The sequence below is a fragment of the Vibrio sp. V04_P4A5T148 genome, assembly GCF_963875605.1.
GTDB lineage: Bacteria > Pseudomonadota > Gammaproteobacteria > Enterobacterales > Vibrionaceae > Vibrio > Vibrio anguillarum.
The window spans coordinates 13,973-34,824 of sequence record NZ_CAWNMS010000047.1 but is presented as its reverse complement, the minus strand read 5'-3'; the positions used below and the strand labels follow the sequence as shown (position 1 = coordinate 34,824).

Genomic DNA, 20,852 nt, shown 5'->3' with positions numbered 1-20,852 from the left:
TTTGTCTTTTTAGCGATGTATTTCTTTAGACAGAAATATAAAACCGCTGACGAAGCAGCGGTCTTTTCACGTTCTATCATCTTAAGTTAAGCGTTTAATCGCCTTAAGCTGCATCTTCTTCTGGTGCTTCGTCTTTTACCGCTTTGGCTTTTTTAGGCTTAGCCGGTGCAGGCTTGCGCTTTGCGCCAAGTGCGTAAAGCACTTCTTCTTTATTTTGCGCTAAGAACATCGCCAAAGCTTCTTGCTTGGCTTCATCTTCTAGCAACTCACTTTTCCCTAACAGTTCGAAAAGCTCATCTGCCATATCGAGCATTTTGTCATAAGCGTCAGCGTCTGCTTTAGAGGTAAAAGTCATCTTTTCTTCTCCGTTGCGTTCCACCACGTACTTGACGATTACAGCCATGGTTAATCCTCTAACTTAGTCATTAATTCTACTGGCTGTTTATACAGTTTTTAAACCATGAAGTCTAGGTGAGCAGGAAAAAGTGAGAGATGGATGGCTACTCTTTGTTCCATTGATAACAAAATTCAATAAAGTGTTTGAGCAGTGGGCTTTGGTATTTTTCTTTATGCACCAATAGCCAGAAACGGCGTTTCATGTCCAGCGGAACATGGAGTCTTTTAACCCGGCCATCTTGCAATGCTGAATGCGCAGCAAGGGTGGATAAACAACCCAAACCTAACCCTGCCGAAACACTGTTGATTAAGGCTTCAGTGGTATTCAATTCAAAGGCTTCATGCCATTGCTCAAGTCGTGGTGCGATAGCCCGTAAGAAAAACTCTCGCGAGCCAGAACCCGCTTCGCGCAATACCCATTGGCTCTGTTCGAAATCATTGAGGGTGAGCTGATTTATCATTGTGAGTGGATGTTCGGGTGCGCAAATAATACACATTTCATCGTGTGAAAAAGGCGTTGAAATCAGCTCTGGGTGCAGTGTTTTTCCTTCAATCAACGCAAGATCCAGTTCGTAATCGACCAACTTTTGGCAAATCAGCGCCGAGTTGGAAATAAACAAACTTTGCGAGATGTGTTGGGTTTGCTGGCGAAATTGACTGAGTAGATAAGGCGCAACATGGTTGCCAATCGTATCACTGGTGCCAATGCGCAATTGGCCTGCGAGGGTTTGCTCACTGTCAAACAGTTGGTTAATGTTGCTCGCACGGCTTAGCAGTTCATCGGCGAGCGGCAACAGTTTTTGTCCCTCTTGATTGAGGATTAAACGGTTATTGACCCTATCGAACAGCGCATGCCCAAGCTGTTTTTCCAGTTCAGACAGTGACATGCTCACGGCCGCTTTTGACAAAAACAGCGCCTCTGCAGCTTGGGTCAAGGTTTTGTGTTGCGTAATCGAAGTGAATACTTTCAATTGCTTAAGAGAAATATTGGCAGCCATAATTTTGTTTAATTAATCTGAACGTGTGTTCTATATATTTAGATATATCAGAACAAAAGGCAAGCGTATGATAGCGACATTGAACAACTACTTTGTTAGTTCTGATGAGAGGTCAATATGATTCGAGCAGCAAAAGCGAAAGTTATGGGTGCGCCAACCCCTATGGCGGGTTTAGCTCTAGGCATCGCAAGCTTGGGTTGGAGTTGGGAAAACTTTGCACCATTACAAGGTTATGGCCAATTAAGTGGAGCCGTTATTGCCAGCGTGTTGCTGGTGGTTCTTGCGTTTAAATTTCTCTTTCATGGCCACTTATTACGCCAAGATCTCGCTCATCCGGTCGTGGGCAGTGTTGTGCCTACTTTTGCGATGGGCACAATGGTGGTTTCCAATTCATTAGGCCATTTTTACCCAATGGCTGGTGATGCGTTATGGCTATTTGCTGTGGGTTTACACATCATCTTCTTGGTCAGTTTTTTGTACCATCGTGCGCAGTCTTTTGAACTTCATCACATGGTGCCAAGTTGGTTCGTTCCACCTGTGGGTATTATTGTGGCCGACGTGGCGTTTTCTGGAAACCCAGCACTTGCACCAATCGCAAATGCAACCATGATGTTCGGTTTAGTCGCTTATGCGGTGATGCTGCCGATGATGATTTACCGTTTCATGTTCACACATGAAGTTCCAGATGCAGCAAAACCAACCATGGCTATTTTGGCGGCACCAGCGAGCCTCTCATTGGCTGGTTACTTAACTGTCACGGCTAACCCATCGCCAGTGATCATCGGCATTTTATTTGGTATTGCCGTGTTAATGACAACGATTATCTACTTAGCTTTCTTTAAATTATTACGTTTGCCTTTTAGCCCAGGCTACGCAGCGTTTACCTTCCCAATGGTGATTGGTGCAACGGCGCTATTTAAACTCACACATTGGATGGAAACCGTTGGGGTGAGTGCTGAGTATGTACAGCAAGTGCATTGGTTAGCTGGGTTAGAGTTGATTGTGGCAACTATTGTGGTGGGTTATGTTGCTATTCGTTACTTAAATTTCTATCAACCTCATCGCGTGCTACTCAGCAGCATGAATGAGCTAGAAGAGCAAGATGAACACGCATTGAACTGTGAAATGAAATAGCCTGCAGTTTAGGCAATTCAAAACATAAAATTCTCAAGTATAGAATGCACTTATGCTAATCTCAGTCCTTATTGTGACAAGAAAAGCGTGAGTGCATTTTGTTTACTGTCTACCATTCCAATAAAGTCGATACCTTAAAGATCCTGCTCGTGCATTTGATCAAAAGTGCACCGTTAGCCAACCCCTTTGAGAAAGAGCAGATCTTGGTGCAAAGCCCAGGGATGTCGCAATGGCTCAAAATGGCCTTAGCGAAAGAGCTCGGTGTGGCGGCGAACCTTGAGTTTCCTCTACCGGCGACCTTTATTTGGGACATGTTCACTAAAGTGCTACCTGATGTACCTAAGCGCAGCGCTTTTAACAAAGAAGCGATGACGTGGAAACTGATGCATCTGTTGCCAACCTTGCTTACGCTCGACCCCTTTGCCTCTTTGCAGCGTTACCTTGAACAGGATGATGACCATTCCAAGCTCTATCAGTTGGCCGAGAAAATTGCCGATATTTTTGATGGTTATTTAGTCTACCGCCCCGACTGGATTGCCAAGTGGGAGGCGGGCGATGATGTGAGCGAGATTGGCGATGAGCATCCATGGCAGCCGATATTATGGCAAGCCTTATATCAATACACGCTAGATCAAGGCCAGTCGCACTACCATCGTGCCAATCTCTATCAAAGTTTTATTGATCAGCTTGCGCGTGGCTCGGTTGATTTAACCAAACTGCCCAAACGTTTGTTTATTTTCGGTATTTCATCACTGCCGCCTCGTTATATGGATGCACTCAAAGCGTTGGGCGAGCAGATTGATGTTCACTTGATGTTTACCAACCCTTGTCAGCATTATTGGGGCGATCTTCGAGATAGAAAAACGCTCGCCAGACTGCACAGTCAGCAACGTAAAACGTTCGCCTTACAAGGTGATGAGATTCAGTTTGAAGGGCAACGCTCGCCGCTTAAAGGCGACATTGAAGCTAACCTCGTGGATGAATTGCATACCGAAGCTGCGGTTGGCAATGAGTTATTAGCCTCGATGGGGAAACTTGGGCGCGATAATCTTTTTTTACTCTCCCAAACGGAAAATGAAGAGCACGAATTTTTTATTGATCTGCCACGCGATAACTTATTGCATCAGTTGCAGGCCGACATCTTACATTTGCAAGAGCATCGAGATGATAGTCAACTGGACAGTAGCGACCACAAACAAGTGATTGCTTTGGATGATCCATCGCTCACTCTTCATGCTTGCCATAGCCCGATGCGAGAAGTGGAAGTGTTGCATGATCAATTGCTGGCAATGTTTGATGCTGACCCTGAACTGAAACCGCGCGATATTATTGTGATGGTGGCGGACATCAATGCTTACAGCCCAGCCATTGCGGCAGTATTTGGTAACGCGCCGGGTGAGCGCTTTATTCCTTACTCCATTTCAGACCGTACGGCAGATCAAGAGAGCCCGATCTTAGCGGCATTTATGCAATTAGTGCATTTACCCGATTCTCGCTGCCTAGCGTCAGAGTTATTAGAGCTGCTTGAAACTCCGGCGATGATGGCAAAATTTGAGCTTAATGAGCAAGACTTTGCGCAAGCCAAATTGTGGGTAGAAGAGTCAGGTATTCGCTGGGGGCTTAATGCTAGCACCGCGCAACAATTTGAGTTGCCGCAGACCGAGCAAAATACTTGGCAATTCGGGATTGAGCGCATGTTACTTGGTTATGCCATGCCTGCCTCAGCGGGTTTATTTACGCAAGGCGAAGTGACGCTCGCTCCTTATAATGAAGTGCAAGGCATTAACGCTGAATTTGCGGGTAAATTAGCGCACTTTATTCAGCAAGTGAGCCATTACCGCGAGCAGTTAGCGCAGACCCAAAGCGTGGACGAGTGGCGTCGCTTGCTCGGTGAGATGCTTGGCGCTTTTTTTAAGGTTGAGCTGGAAGGGGAGCTCGCACTCAAGTCGATTCGCGACACCTTGTCGCAGTTAAAAGATCAACTGGCCGAGGCCGGTTATGAGCAAGCACTTGCGCCAAGTATTATTACTCAATATTTGCAAAACAAATTGTCAGGTACGCGCATCAGCCAGCGTTTTCTGGCGGGACAAGTCAATTTCTGTACTTTAATGCCAATGCGTTCCATCCCTTTTAAAACCGTTTGTTTACTAGGAATGAACGATGGCGTTTACCCGCGCACTATGCCAGCCGAAGGGTTTGATTTGATGAACGGTCGCACCCGCGCTGGCGATCGCTCGCGGCGTGACGATGACCGCTATTTGTTCTTAGAAGCGATGCTCTCGGCGCAGCAAACCTTGTACATCAGCTACGTTGGACGCTCAATTCAAGATAATACCGAACGCGTTCCTTCGGTGTTGGTCTCTGAGCTTTTAGAGTATTGCCAACAAAATTACTGTTTGGTCGGGGATGAAGCGCTTGGCAGCGATCAATCGGCCAAAAATTTAGCCTGTGCTTTAACGACCACTCACGCCATGGTGCCTTTTAGCCCTAATGCTTTTTTGAGTAAAACTGGTAGCTATGCCAAAGAGTGGCTACCTGCCGCGAGTCGGCAAGGGCGAGCCAGTGGTGAGTTTAATCTCGCCCTGAGCGATTATTTACAAGGGGCGAGCTTTCCTGTCAGTTTAGATCTGGTTGAGCTGCAACGGTTTTGGCGTTTGCCTGTGCAATATTTCTTTAACCGTCGCCTTAAAGTGACGTTCGAGCCTCCGTTACCGGTAATGGAAGATGATGAACCTTTTGTCTTAAATGGCTTAGAGAGCTACCAGTTACGCGATGAACTGCTAGAGTTGCTGCTTGATCAACCCAATTCACCGCATGCCCTTGAGAGATTCATCGACCAGCAGCGCGCGCAAGGAAAGTTACCGATTGGTGCTTTTGGATCCTTGGAATTTGAAACTAATCGCGTGCAAGCACAAGAATTGGCGCAAAGAATCGCTTTCTTATGCCATTCGCCACTTGATGACCAAGAGATCGATCTGCGATTTGAATTGTTTGGTGAAGGCAAAAACGTACAACTGACGGGGTGGCTGACTAAGCGCTATCAATCCGGTTTAGTGCGCTACCGCAGTGGTTCGATTCGCGCGCAGGACTATTTAGCTGCGTGGATTGATCATCTCTCACTAGCGGCGATGGGCGAAAGTCAACCTACTCATTTGATGGGCTACGATCGTAAAGAAGGTGTGCAGCATTTTATTTATCCGCCCATGCCCGATACCGAACAAGCCAAAGCGTTGCTCGCAGAACTGGTGGGTTTGTTTTATCAAGGTATGACAGCGCCGCTCGCTTACTTTCCAAAAACCGCGTTAGCCTGTGTGGAAGCAGGCTTCAGCCGTGGTCAATGGGTTGATGATCGCGACAAATCGCTCAAGAAAATGGCCGATAGCTTTAATGAAAGTTACATGAGCCACGGTGAAGGAAGCAATGTTTACATCGCGCGTATTTGGCCGCAGTGGAATGAAGCCTTAGCTGAGCAGGTGCGTTTATTGGCCACGTTGGTGATGCAAGGGCCACGATTGTGGGTTCAAGTGGCGCAGGATGTTTAGCGATGGATAACTGCTTGGAAAGTAGAGTGGCCGCCAGTCAATCATTATTGTGTAGGGCGTTTTCTGTACGGCCACAGGTCAGAGGGACCATGATTTGGTTGGTTCGCATCATCGTGAGATTGACGAAACACGTGGCGCGGATAGTAAAGGCTGCCCGTTTGGCGAACCGTGAGAAAGATCTCACAACGTCTTAATTTATAAACTTATTTTGATTATTCATACCATTATTCAAGCGCGATCACATTCGCTTGCGTATTCAAAGGCTAACTGTTTATGAGTATGACCCCGGCTACGGTCACAACACCATTAAATACCCTTACGTTCCCGCTGCACGGTGCAAGGCTTATCGAAGCGTCGGCGGGCACAGGTAAAACCTTCACCATTGCAGGTTTGTATTTACGCCTGTTACTTGGGCATGGTGATGCAAAGTCACGTCATCAAGTGCCACTGACGGTCGATCAAATTCTAGTGGTTACCTTTACTGAAGCTGCCACTGCTGAGCTTCGTGACCGTATTCGGCGGCGCATTCATGAGGCGCGTATTGCTTTTTCGCGCGGTTTCAGTGATGACCCTGTTATCAAACCGCTACTTGAGCAAACCAGTCATCACAAGCAAGCGGCGCAAATATTACTGCAAGCGGAACGGCAGATGGATGAAGCGGCAGTCTATACCATTCACGGCTTTTGCCAGCGTATGCTCACCCAAAATGCGTTTGAATCGGGCAGCCGTTTTAATAACGAATTTGTGACCGATGAAAGTCATCTAAAAGCGCAAGTGGTCGCGGATTATTGGCGTCGTCAGTTCTATCCGTTGTCGATTCAGCTTGCTGCGGAAGTGCGCCGTTTATGGTCATCACCAGCAGCGCTGCTTGAAAAAATCAGTGGCTATTTAACTGGCTCGGCGCTAACGCTCTCTGTTGAAGCGATGAGTGGCGATTTAAGCGCGCTTTATCAATCGTGCTTGTCACGCATAGAGTCGCTAAAAAAGCAGTGGCTTGATTCATGCGATGATTTACCGCCATGCATTGAAGCTTCAGATTTGCATGCAGCAACGAAGAAAGCGTTGCTGAAACGGCTAGAAGGGTTAGCGTTGTGGGCAAGCAACCCGGAGCATGAATTGAACCTACCGAGCGAATTACAAGAGTTTGCACAAAGCGCGTTGGAGGCTAAGTCGAAAAAAGGTCAACCCCCGCAACATGCGCTGTTCACGACCATTGAGCTCTTTTTGCAACAACCCATCAGCTTAGAAGCGCCGCTGCTGGCGCACGCTATTACTCATTGCCGAGCCATGCTTGCCAAAGCGAAAGCACAAAAGCAGTGGTTATCGTTTGATGATTTGCTCACTCAGCTTTCTGCCGCGATAGATAATGATGAGCTGGGCATACTGACTGAGCGGATTCGCAGCCTTTACCCCGTTGCGATGATCGATGAATTCCAAGATACCGATCCGCTGCAATACAGTATTTTTAGCCGCATTTATCTGCCTAAGGCTGAATGCGGTTTGTTTATGATTGGCGACCCAAAGCAAGCGATTTACGCGTTTCGTGGTGCAGACATTTTTACCTACATCAAAGCGCGTAAACAGGTGAGCGCACACTACACCTTGGGGACCAACTGGCGTTCTAGCGCGAATATGGTCAATGCCGTCAATCAGATTTTTAGTACGCCTGATAGTGCTTTTATCTACGACCAAGACATTCCCTTTTTACCCGTTGAAGCCAGTCCAAATGCGCAGCAGCGTCAATGGTGGCTTAACGGAACCGTGCAACCAGCGCTCACCTATTGGCTGCAAGAAACGCAAGACAGCCCGTTGCCAAAAGGCGAATACCTGCAATGCATGGCCAAAGCGTGCGCCAGCCAAATTCAGAGTATTTTGAGCGCCGCGCAGCATCAACAAGCGTACTTTGATACTGCTAAAGGGCAAAAGAGCGTGCAAGCCGGTGACATCGCAGTCTTAGTACGGACGGGTAATGAAGGTCGTATGGTGAAAGAGGCGCTCGCCACGCAAGGCATTGCTAGTGTTTATCTCTCGAACCGCGATAGTGTTTTTAGCAGCGAGGTAGCACAAGATGTACAGCGTCTATTGCAAGCGGTACTGACTCCTGAACATGATCGCGCCTTGCGGGCTTGTTTGGCTTCACCACTTTTCGCGTTAGATGCTGCCAGCTTGGATGATTTAAACAACGACGAATCGGTATGGGAAAACGCGGTTAACGAATTTAAACAATATCGCCAATTGTGGCTTGAGCGCGGCGTGCTTCCTATGTTGCGCAGTGTGATGAGTAAACGTCACGTCGCTGAACGTTGGTTGGAAGAGCCGCAAGGTGAGCGCTCACTGACCGATTTTATGCACATTGGTGAGCTACTACAGCAAGCGCGACAAGAGATTGATAGCGATCACGGTTTACTGCGTTGGCTGGCACAAGCTATCAGTGACGCCGAGCATGGCTTAGGGGGCCGTGATGATCAAATTCAACGTTTGGAATCCGAACGCAACCTAGTGCAGATCGTCACTATTCACAAATCGAAAGGTTTGGAATATGACTTAGTGTTTCTGCCGTTTGTGGTCAGCTATCGAGAGGCAAGTGAAGGCAAATATCATGATGCCGTGAATGAGGAAACTGTACTGGATATTACCGCCAGTGAAGCTTCTCTCAAGCAAGCAGATAAAGAGCGGCTTGCGGAAGATCTGCGCTTGATTTATGTAGCGCTGACTCGTGCTGTGTATGGCTGTTTTATCGGCATTGCGCCGCTGCGTAATGGCCGCTCCACCAAAGAGCCAACCGGTGTGCATTTAAGTGCCATTGGCTATCTGCTGCAAAATGGTCAAGCCGCAGGCATTGCCGATCTTCACGCTGCGCTGCACGCTCAATCCAATCAATACATTCGTGTTTCTGAGCCACCAGCCGAGCAACCAGAGCCGTTTAAAGCGTTGAGCGTCGAGACGCCGGTATTGAGTGCCAAAACACTGCAAGCGCAGATTGACCGTTTTTGGCGAATGACCAGCTATTCTGGGTTGGTAAAACAAGGTGTGAAACACGCTAGCCACGACGCGAGTTTAGAAGTCTCAGGCTTTGATATCGACTCTGCTGATGAGCAAGCGGAAGCTTTACTGGTTGAGCCAGAACGTTCCATTTTTACTTTTCCACGCGGTGCAACGCCCGGTACTTTTTTGCATTCTCTCTTTGAAGAGGTTGAGTTTACTGAGCCTGCTAGCAGCGATGCTAACCAAAAAGTGATACTGGATTTACTGGTGCGAGAACAAATCGATATTGAATGGTTACCAGTATTACAAACGCTGGTCGATACCGTGTTACAGACACCTTTAGATGGCAAAACGTTGCGTTTGAACCAAAAAACCGCCACTCAGCGCTTGGTTGAAATGGAATTTCTATTACCGATAGAAGTACTGAGCGCTCCTGCATTGAACCGTGTCATTCAACGCCATGATCCACTGTCGGCTAAAGCTGGAGATCTTGGTTTTTACACTGTGCAGGGCATGCTGAAGGGCTTTATTGATTTGCTGTTTGAGCATCAAGGAAAGTATTACGTGCTGGACTGGAAGTCGAATCATTTGGGGGATGATGTGAGCGCCTATCATGGCGAGCGTTTGAAAGCGGCGATGGCAGAGCATCGCTATGATTTACAATATCAACTCTACGCATTGGCGCTGCATCGATTCCTACGCAGCCGTCTAGCAAACTATGACTACAATCGCCATTTTGGCGGAGTCTATTATCTCTTTTTGCGCGGCATGGATGGCGAGTCTGAGCATGGGATTTTCTCAACCAAACCGAGCTTTGAACTGCTTGATGAGATGGACAGATTGATTGATGGAGAAACCGTAGATACTCGCGCGACCGATGCAGGGCAAATGGAGTTAGATTTATGAGCAGTACGCTAATGACAACGCTTAAGCAGTTAGCGGAAAAAGGCGCTATGCGTCAGTTAGATTACCAATTCGCGCGTTTTATCGAACAAAAAAGCCAGCAGCAACTTGGCGCTGAACATAGCCAAGCGCTCGGATTTATTGCCGCGGTGGTCAGTGCTGAATTGGCCAAGGGGCATATCTGCTTACCTCTAGTGGACGCTTCAACGGCGCAGGGTGTCGACCTCGCAGCTAAGTTAGGCTTGTTTGGTGAGGCTGCATTGGCGGTCAATCAGCACCTATTGGCGATTGATTGGCCTTGGCTACTCAACCGTTCAGACTTAGTCGGACAACAAGGGGAAGCGGTGCCTTTAATGTTTGATGGGCGACGTTTATATCTACACCGTTACTGGCATTATGAAGTTACCTTAGCACAGCGTTTAATCAGCTTTGGGACACCCATGAGCCTAAAGCCTACTGATGTCCAAAAGCTAAAATTGCTGCTCGATACACTGTTTGCGCGTCAATACCACTTTCTGCTCCATGCGCTTCGCCAATTGCCAGAGACAGCCAATGCATCAGCACGCCAGCAACAAGTGTGTGATTTTCTGGATGTGGTCAACGCCGATGAACTTGATTGGAATGAGATTGATCAAGTCATTAGCCAAGCACGTACGGCGAAAGAACTCGAAGCATTAGAGACGCTGATCCCGCAAAGCGTTTGCATCAACTGGCAAAAAGTCGCAGCGGCAGTGGCACTGACACGCCGCTTTGCCGTGATTTCTGGCGGGCCGGGAACCGGTAAAACCACCACGGTTACCAAATTACTAGCCGCTTTGATTACCCAAGCCCAACAGCAAGGTGAGACGCCCACCATTAAATTGGTCGCACCAACGGGTAAAGCTGCGGCACGTTTAACGGAATCGATCGGTAAAGCGGTGGCTGAACTGGCGGTTGAGCCGGCGTTGAAAGCGGCGATTCCCACCGAGTCGAGCACTCTTCACCGTTTATTGGGCGTCATACCTAACAGTGTTGAGTTTCGTCACCATCAGCGTAACCCGCTGCATTTGGATATATTGGTGGTTGATGAAGCATCGATGGTCGATTTACCGATGATGGTCAAGTTAATCGAGGCATTACCCAAACACGCGCGCTTGATTTTACTGGGTGATAAAGACCAACTCGCGTCAGTCGAAGCGGGCGCTGTGCTGGGGGACATTTGTTCATTTTTAACCTTAGGCTACAGCCGAGCGCACAGCGAGTACCTAGCTAAGTTAACAGGCTATCAAACACTGATTGCTCATTCACACCCTAACGCAACCCCGATTTCAGACAGCTTATGCATGCTGCAAAAAAGCTACCGCTTTGATGTCCGATCAGGCATTGGTCAATTAGCAAAAGCGATCAATGCTGGGCAAGTGGCTATGGTGGATGAGGTATTAAAACGTAATTATGCTGATATTACGCACCACTCACTCAGTAGTGAAAGCTATAACCTAATGCTGAAAACCTTAGTCAAGGAGTATGGTCGTTATCTCACGCGCATCGAGAGCTCTGGTGCTGACGCTTCGGAAACTCAAGCCCAAAAAGCCAAAGCCGTATTGGATTGCTTTAATCAATGCCGTTTACTTTGTGCTATTCGTGAAGGGGATTTTGGGGTAAGTGGTTTGAATCAACGTATTGAACGTGCGCTGGTCGCACGTAAGTTGATCAAGACTCAAGATGAGATTTGGTATCACGGCCGACCCGTGATGGTGGCGCGTAATGATCATGGGCTGGGTTTGTATAATGGTGATATCGGCATATGCATGCTTGATACGAGCGAGCAAGAACCGCGTTTGAAAGTGTATTTTGAGCTGCCAGATGGTAGCGTGAAAGCCATTTTACCAAGCCGCGTACCAGAGCACGAAACAGCCTATGCGATGACCATCCATAAATCACAAGGCAGTGAGTTTGAGCTAACGCTGATGATTTTACCGCCTGATTTTAGCCCGATATTGACCAGAGAGCTTATCTATACTGGCATTACGCGCGCCAAGAAGCAGCTGATGCTTTTTGCTGACATGGGAACGATGAAACGAGGGCTCAAGATAAAAACGCAGCGAGCCAGCGGCTTAGTTACGAGATTAGACAAGAGACTAGCGTAAATCAGCAACTAGGATAAACGAGTTTGAGCTGTCCCCACACAGTTTGAAATTTACATTGTATGTTCAATTCATTCCGTTGTTTGGGGGAAGCTCAATTACTGATTTGGTGTGCTGCTATGCGAAAGCATGAGTAAAAGAGATGTTTCTGATTTTATAACGATCTTGCGAGCTGAGTATAAAGACTCGTAGCTTGTCGTTAACGGGAAATACGCAATGCACATGTTGGCCTTCAAGGAATTGGTTATCAGCCATATCCCAAAAGCTTTGAAGTGAGTTACAAATAACAGTTTTCATAGAATTTTTGCTCTTAAGTACGTGTCGTAGTAAAAGCAATCCGTGCAAGCCGACCTACTGGTATCTGACCAATCGGTATAAAGCCAAGTTCCTGTGTTGTTCATTAAATGTACATCATTAATGATGTCGGCGGATTCTACACATAATATTAAGTTAAATAAAGCGCTTATTTTGTATACAAAACAATGAAAACGTTTGCACTTGATCAAAGATAAACTATTCACCATAACTTAACGAATAAATACAATATCCTGACGTTAGAGCGTCAGTACTAAAATTTTTGAACGGCGTTGATAGTTGTACAAACTCTGTTTAGTTATCGGTAACGATTCCACACCGACTTCATAAAAACCTTGTTCTCTAAACCAATGCAAACTGTGCGTTGTCAAAACAAAGAGGCGATCTAAACGCATCGATTTTGCTTGTTGCTTCATGTGATTGAGTAACAATAAACCGCGGTTGCCGTCCCGATACTCCTGGTGAATAGCGACACACGCCATTTCTGCCATGCCCTCTTCTGGGTAAGGGTAAAGTGCGGCGCAACCAATCAATAAGCCATCTTTATCAATAATCGTGAATTTGTGGATCTCTTGCTCTAACTGCTCACGTGAACGCCGTACTAATATTCCTTGTTCTTCTAACGGGCGGATTAAATCGAAAATTCCGCCGATATCATCGATCTGTGCCTGACGGACTTGTTCGGCACTTGCCATGACAATCTGAGTACCGATCCCGTCAAAAGAGAACAACTCTTGGATCAAAGCACCATCTTGTTTGTAACTGACTAAGTGACTACGTGGCACACCTGCGCGGCACGCTGAAACGGCGGCTCGCAGAAAGCGTGAGGTACCTGAGCTATTATCCTGAACTTGGTCGGTATCTGCTTCAATACGCTGCATTATCCGTTCAACATCAGATGGGAACAGTTCAGCAATTGCGTTGCCTTGCTCATCGATAATGCCTTGCTCTGAGCAAAAACCGATCAGCTTATCTGCTTTTAGGCGTATTGCGACTTGTGTGGCTACTTCTTCAGAGAGCAAATTAAAACATTCGCCAGTGACGGAACTCGCAATAGGCCCCAGTAGCACGATCGAACCTTGGTCAAGCATACGGTTGATGCCTTCAATATCAATACGGCGAATGCGGCCACTGTGGCAATAATCGACACCATCATCTATACCTAATGGTTGAGAGATAACAAAATTACCACTAACGATATTGAGCTGAGTTCCTGCCATTGGCGTGTTATTTAAGCTCATTGAAAGGCGTGCTGTGATAGCGAGTTGGAGCTGCCCCGCGGCTTGCATGACTAAGCTGAGCGCTTCCTCATCAGTGACCCGAATGCCTTTGTGATAAGGAGTGGAGCAATGATGTGTCGCCAGAATTTGATTGATTTGTGGGCGAGCACCGTGCACCAAAACAATTTTGACACCAAGGCTATGCAGCAGTGCGAGATCGCTGATGATATTAGCGAAATTTTTATCGGCAATCGCTTCACCGCCGAGCATGATCACCATGGTTTTACCACGGTGAGCGTTAACATAGGGAGCAGATTGTCTAAATCCTTTAACGAGAGCTGTACTGCGAATTTTCACTCTGAGAGCACCTTGGTGTTTAAATATGTTCAAATAATGACTTTTTATTCACGTGTCGGCAAGTGGTTTTTTGAGTTTGGTGCAATTATTCAATCGCCGATTTTATCTCTGATTTAGGACACGTTAGACTGCTTGCCAATAAAGGCGAAATATGGCCAAAACCAACGAGTTGAGTCGCATGAAAATGACAAAAAACGTAGGCCTTACGGCTACGCCTCAGTTCACAAACTTGCGAAGACGTAAGTACATTGAACGAGGCTTGATGCTGGTTGTGATGATTGGCTTGTTTTCCGTAGCGTCGCTATACGGTGATCTCTTTACTCGGTTGGAAAACTATTTTTCGCCAAAAGATGAGGTGTATGGGGTTTGGGTTGAGCAGTATGTTGCCCCTTATTCAGCCAAACGAATTGAATTGGGGAAAGCAGGCGTGATCAGTAGTGGCCGAGTACTCACCACTTCATTTGAGTTTGATGGTCATTTTTTAGAATACCAGATTGGTGATACGAGCTATCGTTACAAAATGCGTGATGATAACAATACCGAAATGACACAAATGTCGTCGTCGCACTACAATCCAACCTTCCGATTGTCAGGAAAATACCAAAAAAACCTCCGTTAACAATTCGCTGATTGCGGTTTAGGCGCGAGTTTGTCATGCTTTTAGCAACTCAAATAACGGATAACTTCTGTGATTAAGCAAATTTTTCCTCTTGCGGCAGTACTGCTGCTGTTTGGTTGTGCGCAACCAACCGACCGTGCTCAGCAATATTTGGATGGTGATTTCTCTAAAGCGCTCAACAAAGTAGACACGGTGCAGTCCAATACGCCACGTGACTTTACGCAATTTTCCAAACAGAGCGAACAAGTGGTGACTCGCTCGGCGTCGATGGCAGCGATTTATCAACCTTTGTATCAACAGATCAGTGAATGGATTTTGCAAAGTGGTGATCCACAAGATTTGGCGAATTTTGGAATACAAGCGGCGCAGCTTGGTGGTGGCGATAAAAAAGGTAATGTGCTTTTCACTGGCTATTTTTCTCCGGTAATGGAGCTTCGCCATCAACCGGATGAAATATTCAAATATCCCGTATTTGGTTTGCCTGAATGTTCGGCCGATTGCCCAACGCGTGCGCAAATTTATGATGGTGCGTTAGCTGAAAAAGGGCTTGAGTTAGGTTATGCGGCGAACCTGATTGACCCTTTCATTATGGAGGTGCAAGGCAGTGGTTTTGTGCATTTTGAAGATGACGATACGCTTGAGTACTTAGCTTACGCGGGTAAGAATAACAAAGCCTACATCAGTATTGGCAAAGTCTTGATTGAACGAGGTGAAGTGACACGAGAGAAAATGTCACTCAAAGCGATCAAGGAATGGGTGCTAGCCAATGATGAACCGACGGTGAGAGAGCTGCTAGAGCAAAATCCTTCCTATGTCTTTTTTGCGCCCAAAGCGGCAGCCCCTGTCACTGGCTCTGCCGGTATTCCACTACTGCCGATGGCATCGGTGGCCGGAGATCGTTCCATCTTTCCAATGGGCACACCTATTTTAGCAGAAGTGCCGCTGCTCAATGCAGATGGTACATGGAGTGGCGCTCATCAGTTGAGAATGTTGATTGTGCTAGATACGGGCGGCGCGGTAAAAGATAACCACCTCGATCTGTACCATGGCATGGGCGAGCGCGCCGGAACGGAAGCTGGGCATTACAAACATTTTGGTCGCGTTTGGAAACTGGGGTTAGAAAACTCAGCCACACAAGCGCCTTGGGCATTGCCGCCTGAAAAGCTACAATAGTGACACAGGTTTCGACCTAGACTTTTAAATAAAGAGTGCGTATAAATCGCACTCTTTATTTTTCTATCGCTTTCAATCGGACTTTTAATTATGCGTGAACTCGATACCCCCGCTTCAGATAGCTACAACCAACGCTTCGGAGGCACTCGTCGCCTTTATGGAAATCGTGAGGTTGAAATACTGCGTGCTGCGCATGTGTGTGTGATTGGTATCGGTGGCGTTGGCTCGTGGGCAGTCGAAGCATTGGCGCGCACCGGCATTGGCGAGTTAACGCTGATTGATATGGACGATGTGTGCGTCACCAACATCAACCGTCAAATCCATGCGATGAGCGGTACGGTTGGGCAAAGTAAGATTGAAGTGATGGCCGAGCGGGTCAAGCTCATCAACCCTGAGTGTGTGGTGCACTTAATTGATGACTTTATCACGCCAGATAACCAGCACCACTATTTGAGTCAAACGTTCGATTACGTGCTTGATGCGATAGACAGTTTGAAAGCGAAAGCTTCACTACTGGCTTATTGCCGTAGCAATAAAATTAAAGTGATTACCGTCGGTGGTGCGGGTGGTCAAGTTGACCCAACTCAAATCAAGGTCGCGGATTTAACCAAAACGATTCAAGACCCATTGGCAAAAAAACTCAAAGATACGCTTCGTCATCGCCATAATTTCCCTGTAAACCCTGCGCGTAAGTTTGGTATTGATTGCGTGTTCTCGACAGAGCAGCTCAAATATCCGCAAGCCGATGGCAGTGTGTGCGCGGTGAAATCAACCGCAGAAGGGCCAAAGCGGATGGATTGCGCCAGCGGATTTGGCGCTGCGACGGTTGTTACCGCAACCTTTGGTTTTGTTGCCGTAGCGCGCATTGTTGAAAAGTTAATTCAGAAACATAAGGTGTAACGTTAATGACTCCTTTTCCTGCCTCCCCCTTTGGTCGTGAGATTAGCGCCGATGACATTGTGGCGATCATGCAAAATTTTACTGGCTGGGAAGATCGCTACCGACAAGTGATCCAGTGGGGGAAGTTATTGCCCACGATGCCTGATGCTTTGAAATCGCAGCAAGTCAGTGTTGCAGGCTGCGAGAGTCAAGTATGGTTAGTGGGGCTGGAGCACCAAGGAATATGGTCTTTCTGTGCCGATTCGGATGCGCGGATTGTGCGTGGTTTAATTGCTTTAGTCCTTGCTGCGTACAACGGCAAGACCTACGCACAAATTCAAGCGTTTGATGTGGATGCTTATTTTGAAAAAATAGGCTTGATTGCCCATTTAAGTCCTTCACGTGGTAATGGCCTTAAAGCCATTGTCGATAAGATAAAAAATATCGATCCAAGCTGAGCATCTCCCCCTTTTTATGAAAGGGGGAATTATTACAGCATATCAACTGCTTTAGTGATGGCGGCGATCAACTGTTCAACCTCTTGTTCGGTATTGTAAATACCAAACGAAATTCTCACGGTGCCAGTTAATCCGAGCGCATCCATTAATGGGTGAGCGCAGTGATGGCCAGAGCGAACCGCGATGCCTTGCTGATCGAGTAAGGTGGCTATGTCTTGATGATGAACGCCATCCATCACAAAACTGAGAATACTGGCATTCGGTTGATAGCCGATTACGCGAATATCATCGAGCTGTTGCAGGGCTTGATAAGTACGTGCTTGCAATCTATGCAGGTGAGTTTCTACGGTCGTCCGATTGCAGTTTTGTAACCATTCGATTGCTTTGGCAAGGGCTATCGCTCCTGCGACATTCGGTGTGCCTGCTTCAAATTTCCCCGGCAGTTCGGCAAATGTTGTGCCTTCAAACGAGACTTTTTCTACCATCTTGCCGCCGCCATGCCATGGAGGCATTGTTTCAAGCAGCGCTAATTTTCCGTACAGAACGCCAATGCCAGCGGGAGCGTAAAGCTTGTGCCCAGAAAAGAGATAAAAATCGGCGTCGAGTTCGCGCACGTTGACAGTTTCATGCACAATTCCTTGCGCGCCATCAATCACGACCACAGCGCCGACTTGGTGCGCTAGTTTAATTACAGTTTCAATCGGTTGGCGCGTGCCCGTCACGTTGGTGGTATGGGCTAGGGCGACAATTTTGGTTTTATTCGATAGCCGTGCTTGAAAAGCCTCAAGATCAAAGTGGCACTCTGGCGTGATGGGGACTTTGACGACGCTTGCTCCGGTTTGAGCCGCGACGATTTGCCAAGGCACTATATTGGCGTGGTGTTCCATTTCACTGACCAGAATCTCATCACCGGCTTGCAATGTATTACGTGCGTAAGTCTGCGCGATCAGGTTGATCGCTTCGGTCGCTCCGCGAGTCCAAATAATCTCTTTACGAGATGATGCGCCAATAAATTGAGCCATAGTGTCACGCGCCGCTTCAAAATCGCTGGTCGCTTTTGCTGTTAAGCGATGGCTACCACGATGTACATTGGCATTTTGCGTACTGTAGTAATGGCTAATGGCATCTATCACCACTTGCGGCTTTTGCGTGGTAGCGGCGCTGTCTAGATAAATCAGAATTTCGCCATCCACGGCTTGATTGAGCGCGGGGAATTGGTCGCGAATGGTCTGCACGTCAAACATTATTGCTCACCTAACTTGTGATAATTCAATGCTGCCAGTGTCACCATTGGCTGTGCAACTGACCATGCGTGTGCTTTACCTGAGAGTGATATGATGATCTCCATCGCGAACTCAAGTGCTGTTCCCGGCCCTTGGCTGGTGATTAATTGATGGTTTGTATCGATGGTTACGCGTTGATCTCGCCATAAATCAGTGGGGATATGATCGCGAAAAGCCGGGTGCCCTGTCATGATCGCTTGCGGGAAAAGCTGATGATGTTGCAAAACTAAGGCTGGCGTGGCACAAATAGCCGCCAACCATCGACCATGGTTATGCTGTTGCTTGAGCATTTCGATTAGCACTGGATTGTCACGAAAGATCTCAGCGCCTCCAACGCCACCGGGCAGCGCAATCACGTCAAACTCTTCATCGATCACATCCAGCAGTTTACAGTCTGCGGTTAATGTCACTCCGCGTGAGGCTTTCATCATCAATTGCCCGTCGAGATTAGCGCTGGCAACCACGACTTGATAGCCAGCTCTGACCATCATATCAATCACGGTGATCGCTTCCATCTCTTCGCAGCCTGTTGCTATCGGGACTAAAATTCGTTTACTCATTGGCTTTTCCAGCGGTGTTCTATCTGTTGAATGGCGTGATATAACTTACTATTTTCTGGTGTTGCGAGCTGATGTTGCTCTGCTTTCTTCAGTAAATAGCCCGTAATAAAGTCTATCTCAGTCTTGCGTTGATAGAAAATATCTTGATGCATTGACGAATAATTCTCTGCTGTGGCTTGAATCACCTGCTTAACCTTAGCAAGCAGTGATGATTGAGTGATCGCAAAGCCTTCAGCGCTCATGACATCGGCGACTTCTGCAACAATATTTTCCAGCGGCCGTTGGAAGCGTTCATCGGCTAACTCACCATTGCGACATTGCTCTAATGCGGTGAGCGGGTTAATCGCGCAGTTAATTGCAAGCTTATGCCATAGTGCTTCTTCAATTGTGTTATTCCACATTACGTCTGGCAATGCATGCTGAAGTACATCCACTAGAAACTGACACTGCTTGCCTTGGGCGTTGTAAGCCCCTAATTGAGTTACGCCTTTGCCAGTATGCAATACTTGATTCATTGACGGCTTGAGTGCACCGTGCGTAGTGGTTGAAAGCACAATAGGAAAGTCATTCAGTTGATCCTGCATCGAATCAAGCGCGCCCATGCCGTTGTGCATAAATAGCAAAATGGTGTCACGATTGAGTGTCTTCAGCTGTGGAGTGAGCGCTTGCTCGACTTGCCAAGCCTTAACAGTAATCAGTAAGAGATCGGCATGGCAGAGCGCGCTGTGATCATTGTAGGGCAGGGTAATAGACGCCTGTTTATCTAAAGCAATGGAAAGTGAAGATTGAGGTTGTCTGCCCCATAATGAAACGCGGTGTCCAGTAGCATGCAGCTTTGTCGCCCAAAGCAACCCAACCGCGCCCGGCCCAAGCACGACGATATTCATAACACCTCTCCATTGTTGACTTTGCGCCAAGGATAATGAGGTAGAAATGGAAAGCAATAAAAATGGCGCTCGAGAGCGCCATTTAGCTAAAAACTTAGGTTCGATTAGAACTTGTAAGTCACAGCTAGATAGTGACCAACGCCTGAAGATTCAGCTTTAGCAGATGCATTCCACGGCAGGCCTTCATTATCCGCAAAACCGTATACATCATGGTAAAGTTTTAGACCATAACCCACGGCAAAGCGATCAGAGTGCCAGTAGATACCGTTAAACATGGCACCGCCATCGCTAGATGTTGCGTATCCTTTGTCTGTTTCCATGCCAAATTGGTAATCGATGTAACCTTGGTAAGAGATAAATGAGCCGTTTTCAAAGAAGTAGAAAGGTTTGAACCAGTTGGTTGAGATTTGGAAACCATTCCAATCTTTCTTATTTGAATCGTAAGTACCGTACAGGTTTAAACCTACTTTACCTAGCCAAGGCACATTCACATCAGAGCCAAGGCCCACTTTTTGAGTGTTAACGCCAGACTTACCACCCCATTCCATTAGCGTAGAGACATACAACTCTTGCACTGGCCCGAAAGACAAATCTTTACCTGTAAGTGCATCTAGTGACATACGAGGTGCAAATTTCATAAAGATTTTTTCTTGGTTTTCCTTGTCACTGCTTGGATTGCTTAGCAGGTTAAAGATATCAACGTAACCGTACAGATCAAAAATCCCTGAGCGGCCGCCAAATTCCATTTCTAGATAATCGTGACTTGATTCAGATACGCCTTTTTCGTTTAGCGCAGCCATTAAGTTAAATTGCATCCATTTGTAATCGTTTTTATGGATGTCGCCATCTGAATAGTCAGCGGCCATAACTGGAGCAGAAGTTGCAGCCACTAGGCCTAGAGCTAGAAGTGATTTACGCATAAGGGGGACTCTCTATGTTTTGTCATAATTCAGCACACGTATATTTCTGATGTGCGTTCAATTGGCCCGAATAATAACGATAAAAATCTCAATTAAAAGT

General features: G+C 47.0%; 16 protein-coding genes. 8 read left to right on the top strand and 8 right to left on the bottom strand.

Going from position 1 to position 20,852, the window contains the following annotated elements; translation table 11 throughout:
- Positions 1–103: 103 nt before the first annotated feature.
- Positions 104–403: a YebG family protein gene (locus AACT18_RS09980; protein ID WP_010318120.1), complete on the bottom strand. Its 300-nt coding sequence runs from the start codon at positions 401–403 to the stop codon at positions 104–106.
- Positions 404–500: 97 nt separating this feature from the next.
- A complete protein-coding gene (locus AACT18_RS09975) occupies positions 501–1,394 on the bottom strand; it encodes a LysR family transcriptional regulator (RefSeq protein ID WP_094124799.1) in 894 nt (297 codons plus the stop codon).
- Positions 1,395–1,511: 117 nt separating this feature from the next.
- Between AACT18_RS09975 and AACT18_RS09970 the strand changes: the two genes are divergently transcribed.
- From AACT18_RS09970 to recD, 4 genes are all read left to right on the top strand, one after another.
- Positions 1,512–2,528 carry a TDT family transporter gene (locus AACT18_RS09970; RefSeq protein ID WP_013856149.1) on the top strand — a complete coding sequence of 339 codons (1,017 nt, stop codon included), beginning with the start codon at positions 1,512–1,514 and terminating at the stop codon, positions 2,526–2,528.
- Positions 2,529–2,626: 98 nt separating this feature from the next.
- The gene (recC, locus tag AACT18_RS09965) at positions 2,627–6,070 is read left to right on the top strand and encodes an exodeoxyribonuclease V subunit gamma (RefSeq protein ID WP_094124766.1); all 3,444 of its coding nucleotides are present in this window, start codon (positions 2,627–2,629) and stop codon (positions 6,068–6,070) included.
- A 273-nt stretch (positions 6,071–6,343) separates the two neighbouring features.
- Positions 6,344–9,961: an exodeoxyribonuclease V subunit beta gene (gene recB / locus AACT18_RS09960; protein ID WP_094124767.1), complete on the top strand. Its 3,618-nt coding sequence runs from the start codon at positions 6,344–6,346 to the stop codon at positions 9,959–9,961.
- Positions 9,958–12,084, top strand: coding sequence for an exodeoxyribonuclease V subunit alpha (gene recD / locus AACT18_RS09955; protein WP_094124768.1), 2,127 nt, complete (start codon positions 9,958–9,960; stop codon positions 12,082–12,084). Before recB ends, recD begins: the two co-directional genes overlap by 4 nt.
- 114 nt (positions 12,085–12,198) lie before the next feature.
- On the opposite strand, the gene AACT18_RS09950 is transcribed toward recD, so the two are convergent.
- Together AACT18_RS09950 and argA are read right to left on the bottom strand one after the other, a co-directional pair.
- Positions 12,199–12,378: a hypothetical protein gene (locus tag AACT18_RS09950; protein WP_013856153.1), complete on the bottom strand. Its 180-nt coding sequence runs from the start codon at positions 12,376–12,378 to the stop codon at positions 12,199–12,201.
- 257 nt (positions 12,379–12,635) lie between these two features.
- Complete coding sequence (gene argA, locus AACT18_RS09945; protein ID WP_026027647.1) at positions 12,636–13,973, bottom strand: amino-acid N-acetyltransferase; 1,338 nt, start codon at positions 13,971–13,973, stop codon at positions 12,636–12,638.
- Between the two features lie 151 nt (positions 13,974–14,124).
- Here argA and AACT18_RS09940 point away from each other — a divergent pair, with 151 nt between their 5' ends.
- From AACT18_RS09940 to csdE, 4 genes are all read left to right on the top strand, one after another.
- On the top strand, positions 14,125–14,592 hold the full coding sequence (locus AACT18_RS09940; RefSeq protein WP_064625834.1) for a DUF2850 domain-containing protein: 468 nt from the start codon (positions 14,125–14,127) through the stop codon (positions 14,590–14,592).
- Between the two features lie 69 nt (positions 14,593–14,661).
- On the top strand, positions 14,662–15,765 hold the full coding sequence (gene mltA, locus AACT18_RS09935) for a murein transglycosylase A (RefSeq protein ID WP_094125150.1): 1,104 nt from the start codon (positions 14,662–14,664) through the stop codon (positions 15,763–15,765).
- A 90-nt stretch (positions 15,766–15,855) separates the two neighbouring features.
- Positions 15,856–16,665, top strand: coding sequence for a tRNA cyclic N6-threonylcarbamoyladenosine(37) synthase TcdA (tcdA, locus tag AACT18_RS09930; protein WP_013856157.1), 810 nt, complete (start codon positions 15,856–15,858; stop codon positions 16,663–16,665).
- A 5-nt stretch (positions 16,666–16,670) separates the two neighbouring features.
- Entirely contained in the window at positions 16,671–17,102 is a 432-nt protein-coding gene (csdE, locus tag AACT18_RS09925) for a cysteine desulfurase sulfur acceptor subunit CsdE (RefSeq protein WP_081245443.1), read from the top strand.
- A gap of 32 nt (positions 17,103–17,134) precedes the next feature.
- Here the strand turns inward: csdE and csdA are convergent, their stop codons facing one another.
- The 4 genes from csdA to AACT18_RS09905 all read right to left on the bottom strand — a co-directional run bounded on the left by csdA (position 17,135) and on the right by AACT18_RS09905 (position 20,752).
- Positions 17,135–18,346 (bottom strand): cysteine desulfurase CsdA, encoded by a 1,212-nt coding sequence (csdA, locus tag AACT18_RS09920; protein WP_081245442.1) that lies wholly within the window; start codon positions 18,344–18,346, stop codon positions 17,135–17,137.
- On the bottom strand, positions 18,346–18,945 hold the full coding sequence (locus AACT18_RS09915; protein WP_064625831.1) for a DJ-1 family glyoxalase III: 600 nt from the start codon (positions 18,943–18,945) through the stop codon (positions 18,346–18,348). The genes csdA and AACT18_RS09915 overlap by 1 nt, the downstream gene beginning before the upstream one ends.
- Positions 18,942–19,832 carry a 2-dehydropantoate 2-reductase gene (gene panE, locus AACT18_RS09910; RefSeq protein WP_094125151.1) on the bottom strand — a complete coding sequence of 297 codons (891 nt, stop codon included), beginning with the start codon at positions 19,830–19,832 and terminating at the stop codon, positions 18,942–18,944. Before panE ends, AACT18_RS09915 begins: the two co-directional genes overlap by 4 nt.
- A gap of 104 nt (positions 19,833–19,936) precedes the next feature.
- A complete protein-coding gene (locus AACT18_RS09905) occupies positions 19,937–20,752 on the bottom strand; it encodes a nucleoside-specific channel-forming Tsx family protein (protein WP_094124538.1) in 816 nt (271 codons plus the stop codon).
- Positions 20,753–20,852 lie beyond the last annotated feature (100 nt).